Source organism: Acidobacteriota bacterium, from assembly GCA_035471785.1.
Taxonomy (GTDB): Bacteria; Acidobacteriota; UBA6911; order RPQK01; family DATIPO01; genus JANQFM01.
In genome coordinates this window covers 21,614-32,273 of the sequence record DATIPQ010000020.1, presented here as the reverse complement: position 1 = coordinate 32,273, position 10,660 = coordinate 21,614, and the positions used below count along the sequence as shown (strand labels likewise).

The following is a 10,660-nucleotide window of genomic DNA, read 5'->3' as shown; positions in this document are numbered from 1 at the left end:
CTTGCGAACACCGTTCAGTCGGCTGATTCGCGGGCGGCGCTGCGGAAGGGGCGGAAGTCGACTTTGCAGTCGTGGTGGGCCAGGAAGCTCATGAAGCGCTTGTAGTCCTTGTCGGGGAGGTTGAAAAGGGCGGTGAGCTTGCGGTAGGAGCCGGCGCTTTCGGTCAAACCCAGGGTAATCAGCCGGCGGACGTCGGAACGGGAAAGGTCGCGCTCAAGGAAAGGGTCGCGGACGGCCCGCCAAAAATCCGTTCCGCCGGAAATCATCTGTTGGAAGGCCTGACGATGCCGCCCGAAGGATGATCCGCCTGCATCCTGCTGCTGAAGCCGCGGACGCAGGTCGTCGGCTGAGATGGTCCTCTTTTCCGCCAGATAGAAGGCGCTCTCGATAAGGTTGTGCAGTTCCCGCACGTTGCCGGGAAAGTGATAGGAAGCCAACGTCTGCATGGCCTGTGAGGAGAGACGAACCTTGCGACCCTGATCGCGGCAGAGGCGGCCCAGGAAGTGGCTGGCCAGCAGCGGCACGTCCCCCGAGCGGCGGCGCAGGGGCGGTATCTGCAAGTGGCAGACGTTGAGCCGGTGGTAGAGGTCAGCGCGGAAGTCTCCCTGCGACACCAGTTCAGGCAGCGGCTGGTTGGAGGCGGAAACCACCCTCACATTCACTCCCCTTTCGCGCGTCTCCCCCACCCGGCGGATGCGCCCTTCTTGCAGAGCCCGCAGCAATGACTGCTGCAGTCCGGCCGGCATGGAGGCGATTTCGTCGAGGAAGAGCGTGCCTCCCGAGGCGGCCTCGAAGAGTCCGCGCTTGTCTTGAGCAGCCCCGGTAAAGGCGCCCTTGGCGTGCCCGAAAAGCTCGCTTTCGATCAGATCGCGGGGCATTCCCGAGCAGTTGACGGCCACGAAGGGTCCGGGACGGCGGCTGAAGCGATGCAGGGCCCGAGCCACCAGTTCCTTTCCGGTGCCGCTTTCGCCTGAGATGAGCACGGTGGCCGAAGCGGGCGCGATGCGGCGTACCTGTTCCATCAGTTCCAACATGGCGGGGTCGCGGCCGATGATGGCGGAGTCATCCTTCTGGGAAGTGACAGGCACTTGCGCTTGATTCTCCTCTCCCCGGCCGCTTGCGGCGGCGTCGGATCCGAGATGGCGCTCCCAGCGCATTTCAAGGCAGGCAGTCAGGCAAAGCAGGTAGTCGATCTCGGTTTCCGACACGGCCTGGCGCGGACATTCCAGGTAGAGGAGTCCCTGCCTTCCCGAGGGATGGATAAGCGGGATTCCCAAACGGCTGAGGGCCCCCTCCTCTTGCCAGCGCAGTGTGTCGAAGGCCTGCGAACCGGGTTGGTGAAAGAGGGCTCGTCCGTCGTGGCGGCAGTCTCCTCGCGAGGCGATCTGAAAGGGTTCCTGCCGCTGCTCCTCAGCCAGGTAGACGCGTCCCGCGGCGGGCAGGCAGGCGGTTACCGCTTCCAGCAGCAAGGGGGCCCATTGCCTGGGCTGCGAGGCCTTGTCGAGGGCCGACATCCAACGGCGCAGGTGCACCAGATGGCTTCCCCTGTCGGCACGCTGATGACGCCGCAGCAATCGGGCGCGCCGCCTCTCCAGCGGCTCAATGTGGAGGCGCGCGAAGGACCTGCGCCGGCCCGCCGAGAGGTGAAAAAGCGCCTCTTTGAGAATGAGCAGGGCCTGGGAAAAGCAGCGCAGGGCCGCTTCGGCCTGCTCCTGGCGGGCCAAGGCGCGGCCCAGCAGCCCCAGCAATCCGGCCCGCAGCGGAGGAGCTTGCAGGCGCACGCATATCTGCAGTCCGCGGCGGGCCAGCAGAGCGGCCCGGCTCGGTTCGTCCCGCTCCAGATCGCACTCCGAGAGCAACGTCAAGGCTTGAATCTGAAGGTGGTCGTCGTCCGCGGCACGGGAGGCTTGCCAGGCCTGCTCTCCCAGCCGCCGGGCCTCTTCCCCTTCGCCGCCCGCCAGGTGAGCCTGGGCCGTGGTCAACAGTGCCTCGAGTCCGCGCTCGTCATGATGCTTCAGAGGCGCCGCCAGCTTGATCGCCTGGGCGGAGTCGCCCTCCTGTAAATGCAGGCGGGCCGCCAGCAGAGCGAAGTCGAGACGCCGCGGAGAGGGCAGCGAGCACTCTGGCCGCGACAGCAGGCGGCGAGCGCGCCCGCTGCGTCCCAACAGGAGCCAGGCGCGGACTTCTTCCAGCAGGATATCGAGAGCGTCCTCGAACTTTTCTTCTTCTTCCAGCAGGCGGCGGCTGCGTTGCAGGCTCTCCAGCGCTCTTTGGGGCTGCAGCAGGTGATTGTAGTTGCGGGCCTGCTCGATGTGCAGGGCGGACCCCAGGTTGCGGCTGCGGTTGGCGCTGCGGTTGGCGGCCTGCAGCTCGTGCAGGCGCTGCAGAGCCTGGCTGTGCCGTCCCCGTCGCCGCAGCAGCAGGCATTCGGCCAGACGGGCGAAAAGCCCGGCTTCGGCGTGGCGGCTGAGGGCCGGAACACGGCGCACATAATTGAGGATGGAAGCGGCCTGACTGAGCCGTCCCTGTTCGGCCCGCATCAGCACCAGGCTGAGCAGACGGCCCAAGGCTCTTTCCTGTCGTCCCGCTTGAAAAGCCAGGTCGATGGCCTTCACTTCCCAGGCGATGGCGCGGCGGCTGTCTCCGCGCAGGAGGTAAAAGTAGAGAAAGAGGGCGTGACAGACCTTGTCGAAGGATCGATGGCGGGAGCGCTCTTCGATCTCCCTCAGCAGGTGGCGGGCCAGCGGACGCGCCTCCTGGCGGCGTCCCCTATAGGCCAGGGCGGCCAACAATTCGCCCCGCACCTGGTTATCGAGTTCCAGCGGCGCCTGGCCCTGCAGATGACGAAGAGCGCGTTCCAGTCCGTCGATGGCTTTCGACCCTTCTCCCCGCAGCAGGTCGGCCCGCGCCAGCAAGGCCAGCAGGCGGGCCCGCCGGGTGGACTCCTGCAATTGGGGATGGTCGAGCAACTCGCTTCCCAATCGCTGGCAGCGCTCCAGTTCGCCGCAGCGGAAGAGCAGGCGCAGGAGACGCAGTTGTACTCTCCAGGCAGCTTCCTCCAGCAGCCCGCTGGCGGACGCCTCTTCCAGCAAACGGGCAGCGGGGGCGAACTGGGCCTCGGCTTCCAGTCCTTCGATGGCGGGACGCGCCAGCAGGTTGACCTGCTCAGCGTCGCCTCCCCGCAGGCTGTGCTTGAAGGCTGAGGCCAGTTCAGCCGAGGAGGAATGGGGGCAGAGACGCTTGCGGTATCCGGCAGCCACGGCCAGATGGATGCGGCGGCCTTCCCGCGCGTCCAGGGTGGGAGCCAGCGCGGCCGCGGCCCAGGAGTGGTGAAGCGAGGCCCAGGCGTTGGAGAGGGTGCCGGTGAGGCGGGCCAGGCGCAGCTCCTGCAAGCGGCCCAGCCGCTCCTCGGTGGACGAGAGCGAGTCGTCCAGCGCCTCCGCCAGCATGGACAAGCGAAGAGGGTCGCCAGCCAAGGCCAGGACGCGCATGATCCGGGCCAGTGGCGGCGGCAGTTTCTCGACCTGGCGGCGCAGGCTTTCCACCAGGCTGGCCGGCGGCGCTCCAGAGCGGAAAGCCAGGGGGTCGCGGCGCCAGCGTCCGCGGCGGAAGCGCAGTTCTCCGCTGCGGACCATCTGCTGCAGGCATTCCATGAGGAAGAAGGGATTGCCGCAGCCCTGGGCAAGGAGCCGCTGCAAGCGCTCAGGCGGCAGCGATTCGGCCAGCGCATCCTCGACAAGGTGGCGCGACTCCTCGCTGGTCAGCGGAGCCAAATCGATGACGCAAAGCCACGGGTGTTGCTCAGGCAAGGCGCGGGACTCGCCTACGCATTCCTCCAGCGCCATGAGAGGACCAGGCTTGCCAGCTTGAGGGTCGTCGTGGAGATCGGCCAGGGCTTGCGCGGCCGGGCCCCTGCCTCCCAACAAGAGGACGCGCCCTGAGCCGCTCCACGGCTCCTCTCCGTCGAGTTGCTCGATGCGCCGCGAGGCGGCCAGCTTGGCCAGGCGCTCGAGCAGCCGGGACTTCCCTGCTCCGGCCGCGCCCCGCACCACCAGCAGGCGGGACAGCCCGTCCTCTTGATACTCGTCCAGCAGCCGCCGCAGCCGATCCACCTCGGGCTCGCGTCCTGTCAGTCCGGCCCTCAGCGGAGGCGCCGGGGAAGGACGCGGAGTCAAGCCCATGGAAGCGCAAGCCGAACGCAGAGCCGTCACCACCGAGTCAGCGCTGGACGGCCGCAGAGGGCGCTCCTTGTGGGTCAGGGATGAGACAATCTGAACGGCTTCTTCGGGAAGCGTCGGCTGCAGGCGGCGCGGGTCGGCGGGAGAGGCCAGCATCTGCTTCTGGCGCAGGGCCGCCGGATCATCTTCCTGAAGAGGCGGCGAACCAGTGAGCAGCCGGTAAAGCAGCATGCCCAGCGAATAGAGGTCGGAGAGAGCGTCGGGCGGACGCCCCTGCAGGAACTCGGGAGAGGCATAGCGGACCCGGTCGGGCGACAGGTCCCGCCCGGACTCGGGACGGGCTCCTTCGACAACGTTGAGCAGCACTCCCTGAGGTCCGCGCCAGAGCTTGACGGGGGACAGCAGTCCGCAGCAAAAACCGCGGCGGTGCAGATAGACCAGCAATTCGCTGATTACGAGCGCGTCCAGCAGGCGCTGCTCGAGGGGACTGTCGAAAGGGTAGGGCTGCCACCCGCCCTCCTGACCCAGGTCGGGGACCACCAACCCGGCCTTGCGCCCTCGCCAGTAGAGATCGAGCACGGCAATCAGGGCGGGATGCATGAGCCGCCGACGTGTCTCCCAAAGCTCCTCCACGCGCCGGCGGTCCTGGGGATGCGTCAGGTCGTGGTCGAGCAGGCGCAGGGCCAGTGCCGCTCCAGGCTCTTTGCCGGAGAGCGAAAAGAGGCGCAGGTCGGGTCCATCTTCAAGCGGATGTCCGATCTGGTAACGGCTTAACTCTGCTATTTGCAAAACGCTGCAATTATTTCATTGGAAATTCAGAAGTCAAGCCAAGAGATTCACTTTCACTTAACTTTCCCAACCGTGGGCTGCGGTTTGAATGCCGCCAGTACCTCATGTGCGTACAGCGAAGCCCTCCATAGCCTTGGCGAAGGGCAGGAGGATGCGGGACGGCTCGCCTTTTTGTCTTTGCCTGGACGCCTCATACAAGAGTCAGCACAGCGGTCGCTTGGACCTCCGGTGGGGATCGCCGCAAGGATGCGCCTCCCACCAGACTCCACCCACTCAGTCTTTAGGAGCTGGTCGGTTCCTGGAAAGTAGGAGGAGTCTGGGGAGGAGGGCCGCCCGCCGTCCAGAGAGCCACCTGCCTCGAGGGACCAAGGAAGACACGCCCGGTAGGAGGAGTCTGGAGGAGGGCCGCCCGCCGTCCAGAGAGCCACCTGCCTCGAGGGACCAGGGAGGACACGCCCGGTAGGAGGAGTCTGGAGGGGGGGCCGCCCGCCGTCCAGAGAGCTACCGGCCTCAAGGGACCGATGGGAGACACGCCTGGTGGGAGGCGCATCCCTGCGGCGATCCCCGCCGGAGTCTCAGGCAGCCGCCTCGCCGGTCGCACTTGAGATCGGTCTTGGGTATGCTTTGCCGATGCGGCGCCTCATGCTGCTCTTGAGTGCCTTCTGGTTTCTGCAACTGGGCACCAAGGGTCTTTTTCTTCCTTTCTTCAGCCTCTACCTGGACGAGATCGGAATGAGGGCCAGCCAGGTGGGCTGGATCCTGGCCATGCTTCCCCTGACGGGATTGCTGTCGCAGCCTCTCTGGGGCGCCTTGGCCGACCGCACCGGACTGCGCCGCACCTTGCTCTCGCTCTGCTGCCTGGGAGCCGCGGCCTGCAGCCTGCTGGTGGGCTGGGTGGAGGGTTTCGCGGCCCTGCTGGCGGCCACCGTGGCGCTTTCCTTTTTCGAGCGCCAGTTGGTGCCCATGAGCTTCGCCGTCAGCCTGGGAGCCCTCTCCGGCAGCGGACGCGACAGCTTCGGCAATGTCAGGGTCTGGGGGACGGTGGGGGTCCTCTGCGTTGCGGGAAGCTTTCCTTGGATCGAGCCTTACCTGGCCGCCTGGTGGACGGCCCCTGGTTCTCCCGACTTGGCCGCCATGTTTCCCTGGGCTGCCGTGCTCTTCGCCGGCGCCGCAGCCTTGGCCCTCCTGCTCCCCTCGCGGGGAACCCTGACGCTGCGTTCGCTGCCGGGGGACCTTCGCCGCCTGGCCCGTCATGCCCCGGTGGTCCGGGCCTTGCTGCTGCTCTTCGCCGTCCACCTCTTCGTTCAGGGCCCCGTCTACCTTATGCCCCTACTCATCAGGTCGAGGGGCGGCGACACGGCCGAGGTCTCCCTGATCTGGGTCCTTCTGCTGGCCTTTGAGATTCCGCTGGTGCTGCGCTTCGGATACCTGTTGGAAAAGCTGGGGCCGCGCGGGCTGCTCATACTGGGCGCCCTCACCGAGGGCTTGCGCTGGACTCTCTCGGCCTGGATCGACAACCTGGCTCTGCTGGCGGCCGTCCAGTGCCTGCACGGCATCGGAGTCGTAGGGCTGCTGCTGGGAGGCCCGGTCTACCTGGAGGCCGCCGCCCCCCTGCGTTTGCGCTCCACCTCACAGGCCTGGGCCGCCATGGCGGGCACAGGCGCCGGAGCCATTGCCTCCAACGCCCTGGCCGGACACCTCATGGAAGCCGCCGGCACCCGCATCACCTACGCCGTTGCCGGGGCCGGAGCCCTGCTGGTCGCCCTGCTCTTCGCCCGTCTCCTGCCTTCGCCCTCGCGCCTCGATTGAGGCCGACCCATTGGAGCCATGATCTCAGTTGGCGCCGTGCAGGTAGATGTTCTGAAGGCGGTCGCGGCGGCGCTCGCGGGCTTTCTGCATTCTTTCCTCGGCCACGTGGTTGGAGGCCTCGTGAGGCGGTATGTCGCGTTCCTTAGAAACGTGGAAGATGCTCAAAAGGCTGTCGTAGATGCCGTCCGCCTGATCCAGGGCCGCCTCTTCGTCGTAGCCCTTCATCTCATGGAAGACATTGATCAGGCCTCCCGCGTTGATGACGTAGTCGGGCGCATAGAGAATGCCGCGCTCGGCCAGCATCGGACCGTGGACCTTCTCGATGGCCAACTGATTGTTGGCGGCACCGGCCACGATCGCGCATTTCAACACGTCGATGGTCTGGTCGTTGACCACCGCCCCCAAGGCGCAGGGCGAAAAGACGTCAACGTTCTGGCTGTAGATTTCGTCGACACCCACGGGACGGGCCGAGAAGCGCCTGACTGCCTCCTCGACGTGCTCCTGGTGGATGTCGCAGACCACCAGTTCGGCGCCGTCGTGGTGCAGCAAGTCGGCCAGGTGCATGCCTACGTGGCCGAGTCCCTGGATGGCTACCTTGAGGCCCTGCAGCGATTCGCGTCCCTGGTGGAACTTGGCCGCCGCCTTGATGCCCACGTAGACTCCGCGGGCAGTGACGGGCGAGGGGTCGCCGCTGCCTCCCAGCATGCGTGATATCCCGGTGACATGGCGGGTTTCCGCCCGCACGATCTCCATGTCGTGGACGCTGGTTCCTACGTCCTCGGCGGTGATATAGCGTCCTCCCAGCCCTTCAACGAAGCGGCCGAAGGCTCTCCACATTTCTTTGCTCTTGTCCTTCTGGGGATCTCCGATGATGACCGATTTGCCGCCTCCCAGCTCGAGTCCGGTGACGGCGGCCTTATAGGTCATTCCGCGGGACAGGCGCAGGACGTCAATGATGGCTTCCTGCTCCGAGTCGTATTGCCACATGCGGCACCCGCCCAGAGCGGGCCCTAGAGTAGTGTCGTGTATCGCAATAATCGCCTTAAGGCCGAACTCAGGTTTGTGACAGAACGTTACCTGCTCATGGCCTCGGGCGCCGAATTCCTGAAATAGCTCCAATTGGTTTCCTCCAAATCCTTGTCGTGGGATCCTCTGGGGACCCCTTTTGAGGGGGGCTGGCGAAGGAAGCGGGCATTGCCATGGACGCCCAGCCAGCCAGCCCGGAATGCGATTTTAGGATACTGGAAAGCGTCGGTCGAAGCCAGCCGTCTCTCGAGCTTCCGGAAGCTGGTCGGTTCCTGGAAGGTAGCAGGAGTCCGGGGGAGGGCCACCCGCCTTCCAGGGAGCGACAAGCCTCAAAGAAGCGATGAAGACAAGCCTGGTGGTAGGCGCATCCCTGCGGCGGTCCTGAACCCGCCTCAAGCTGCCGAAAAGCCTCTTTTGCAGTATGCTGTTGTTGAAGCAGGATTCCGAGGCCCGAGGCGCAACAGGCAGAGTAAGGAGCGCAGAGCTTTGAAGGAGAGCAGGCAATGATAGCAGGCAATATTCGAGTGACGGTGTTGGCAGTCGTTGTGGTATCGCTTCTCGGCGCCGGATGGGCCCTGGCCATCGACAAGAAGCTGATCGAGCGGGTCGAGGATTCCGGAGAAGTCTACGGGCAGCTCATCAACGCCCCCGACCAGGGCGTCCCCGAACGCCTCCTCAAAGACGCCCAATGCGTAGCCGTCATCCCGGCCCTCAAAAAGGGCGCTTTCATCTTCGGCGGCAAGCACGGCAAGGGCGTGGTGACCTGCCGCAACGATTCGGGCAAGTGGAGTCCTCTCAGCTTCCTCACCATCAGCGGCGGCAGCTTCGGACTTCAGATCGGCGGCCAGAGTTCCGACTTGGTCCTTTTCATCATGAGCGAAAAGGGAGCCAGGAGCCTGGTGCGCAGCGAATTCACCCTGGGCGGAGACGCCTCGGTGGCCGCCGGCCCGGTAGGACGCCAAGCCACCGCCGACACCGACGTGGCCCTCAACGCCGACATCCTGGCCTACGCACGCACCAAGGGACTTTTCGCGGGAATCTCCCTGGACGGATCGAGCGTCCGCAACGACGGCAAGGCCATCAAGGACTACTACGGCAAGCGCCTCGACCCGGAGCAGATCCTCTTCCAGCACCAAGTCCCCACCAACCCCTCCCACGGCCAGGCCCTCTTCGACAAGTTGCCTTAAGCAGGGAGCCCCGTTGGCATCGGCCTTTTTTGGGAGTTGGAGGTTGGAGTTTGGCAGTTGCGAAGCCTTGGGCGAAGCAGGTATACTTCTTCCCTTCGAAGTGAGGTGGGCGTAGCTCAGCTGGTAGAGCGCTGGATTGTGGTTCCAGTGGTCGCGGGTTCAATCCCCGTCGCCCACCCCAACCTCCCCCTGCGCGCCCGTAGCTCAGCTGGATAGAGCGTCGGACTTCGAATCCGCAGGTCGCAGGTTCGAGTCCTGCCGGGCGTGCCACCCTCTAAACCCGCGGCTTTCCTGAGTTTTTTCTAGTTTGCTGATTTGGTGAAAGGAATGCGCCGTCTCACTGTGTAAGAGCCGCGTGTGAGACTTTGCCGCTTGCCCGCTCGAAAACGGCCACAGCTTCGCGCTCGGCTTGCCCGATGGAGTGGAGACGGGAGGACGCCAAAGAGCTGAGGATAGGCCGAAATTGCGTTTCGCCGTTCGGAACGTGGGCGTCGCGTCGTGCTTTATCTGGTGCAAAAATGAACGAATCTCTTGAAATTTCCAAGCGACATGCCTAGACCTTATTTTGTTTAAACGAAATTACATTACAATATTCTTTGGCTTTCCTGCGGCACGGTGGCCAGAGTCAAGAAAGACTGACCCAACAAATTCGCGGAGGAGTAGATCATGAGAAATCGCAGATCATGGATCCTCGGACTTCTGTTTTCGCTTTGCTTTCTTGTTTCAGCGGCGGCCCAAGAGGCTGGCAAAACTGAGAAAATTCTGAGGGTTCCAGGGCCCGAGAGCGAGAATGTCTATCGGCGTACGGGCGCTGAGATCCCAAAGTTTACCGTGGTCGAGAGCTTCTTTGAGCACGCTTTTGAAGTTTACACGCGGGGAGAGGCGTCTTGGAATGTGCTCGCGCACGAACTCGGGATACTTCCCGAAAGCGAGGCATCCCGAAGCCTTGAGCGGGCAGCGCTATTGGCCAGAGTGCTGAAGACCTACCGGCTCGACTACATCAAGATCAGGGACAAGAGCCCCGCCGAATTCACGCGAATCCAGATGGAGTTTACGCGTCGCGGGGTACATCGGCTGAGGGACATCTACTACACGATGCTTCAGGAACTGGAAGCGGAGGGAGTGTCTCGTAATTCGATTGAAGGCTTTCTCGAGGAAGAGATTCGTCCAACCATCGAGTTGATCGCCTTCCCCACGCCCGAATACGAGTACTTCGAGGTGCTGGAGGAATTTGATCAGCAGCCGCGCCAGGAGAACAGACGATGAGAGCCTTGGAAATTGCGTTAATAGCTCTTTCATCCATCTGCCACCTAAGTGCCACGGTGCTCAAACTGGACGACAGCAAGATCGATGTAACGAATTCGGGCGACTCCAGGCTCGCGAATGGCCTCTCCCAAGTGGTGGCTTCGGCGGTGTCTCAGGAGCACGTTGGCCTGATCCTGCAAATCAGCGGGAATCTTGGCCGGCAGTCACTTCCCTGCTCGACAGGTGGTGCAGTCCAGCGATCTCTGTTCTACGGCAGGCGCCTGTTTGGTGCCTGCGACTAGGGCGTACGCGAGATCGCGATTGCTGCAGCGGAGGGCAAGTACCTTCATCCCTCTTCTCCCGATCTCCCGGCATAACGATCAGCGCTTAAGTTGCGCCGCCTTTCTCCAGCAGATCAGTCTATCT

General features: G+C 64.2%; 6 protein-coding genes and 2 tRNA genes. 6 read left to right on the top strand and 2 right to left on the bottom strand.

Annotation, left to right across the window (positions count from 1 at the left end):
- Positions 1 to 14: 14 nt before the first annotated feature.
- Entirely contained in the window at positions 15 to 4,967 is a 4,953-nt protein-coding gene (locus VLU25_03805) for a sigma 54-interacting transcriptional regulator (GenBank protein HSR67042.1), read from the bottom strand.
- 642 nt (positions 4,968 to 5,609) lie between these two features.
- Between VLU25_03805 and VLU25_03800 the strand changes: the two genes are divergently transcribed.
- Entirely contained in the window at positions 5,610 to 6,776 is a 1,167-nt protein-coding gene (locus VLU25_03800) for an MFS transporter (protein HSR67041.1), read from the top strand.
- A 24-nt stretch (positions 6,777 to 6,800) separates the two neighbouring features.
- On the opposite strand, the gene VLU25_03795 is transcribed toward VLU25_03800, so the two are convergent.
- Positions 6,801 to 7,895 (bottom strand): Glu/Leu/Phe/Val dehydrogenase dimerization domain-containing protein, encoded by a 1,095-nt coding sequence (locus tag VLU25_03795; protein ID HSR67040.1) that lies wholly within the window; start codon positions 7,893 to 7,895, stop codon positions 6,801 to 6,803.
- A 410-nt stretch (positions 7,896 to 8,305) separates the two neighbouring features.
- Between VLU25_03795 and VLU25_03790 the strand changes: the two genes are divergently transcribed.
- The 5 genes from VLU25_03790 to VLU25_03770 all read left to right on the top strand — a co-directional run bounded on the left by VLU25_03790 (position 8,306) and on the right by VLU25_03770 (position 10,536).
- A complete protein-coding gene (locus VLU25_03790; protein HSR67039.1) occupies positions 8,306 to 8,989 on the top strand; it encodes a lipid-binding SYLF domain-containing protein in 684 nt (227 codons plus the stop codon).
- Positions 8,990 to 9,094: 105 nt separating this feature from the next.
- A tRNA-His gene (locus tag VLU25_03785) sits at positions 9,095 to 9,170 on the top strand.
- Positions 9,171 to 9,182: 12 nt separating this feature from the next.
- Positions 9,183 to 9,259, top strand: a tRNA-Arg gene (locus VLU25_03780).
- Between the two features lie 396 nt (positions 9,260 to 9,655).
- Positions 9,656 to 10,255, top strand: coding sequence for a hypothetical protein (locus tag VLU25_03775; protein HSR67038.1), 600 nt, complete (start codon positions 9,656 to 9,658; stop codon positions 10,253 to 10,255).
- A complete protein-coding gene (locus VLU25_03770; GenBank protein ID HSR67037.1) occupies positions 10,252 to 10,536 on the top strand; it encodes a hypothetical protein in 285 nt (94 codons plus the stop codon). Before VLU25_03775 ends, VLU25_03770 begins: the two co-directional genes overlap by 4 nt.
- Positions 10,537 to 10,660 lie beyond the last annotated feature (124 nt).

Bases quoted from the DNA above. Each gene is read 5' to 3' on its own strand.
- VLU25_03770 (HSR67037.1), top strand. From the start codon at position 10,252: ATGAGAGCCTTGGAAATTGCGTTAATAGCTCTTTCATCCATCTGCCAC.
- VLU25_03790 (HSR67039.1), top strand. From the start codon at position 8,306: ATGATAGCAGGCAATATTCGAGTGACGGTGTTGGCAGTCGTTGTGGTA.
- VLU25_03800 (HSR67041.1), top strand. From the start codon at position 5,610: ATGCTGCTCTTGAGTGCCTTCTGGTTTCTGCAACTGGGCACCAAGGGT.
- VLU25_03775 (HSR67038.1), top strand. From the start codon at position 9,656: ATGAGAAATCGCAGATCATGGATCCTCGGACTTCTGTTTTCGCTTTGC.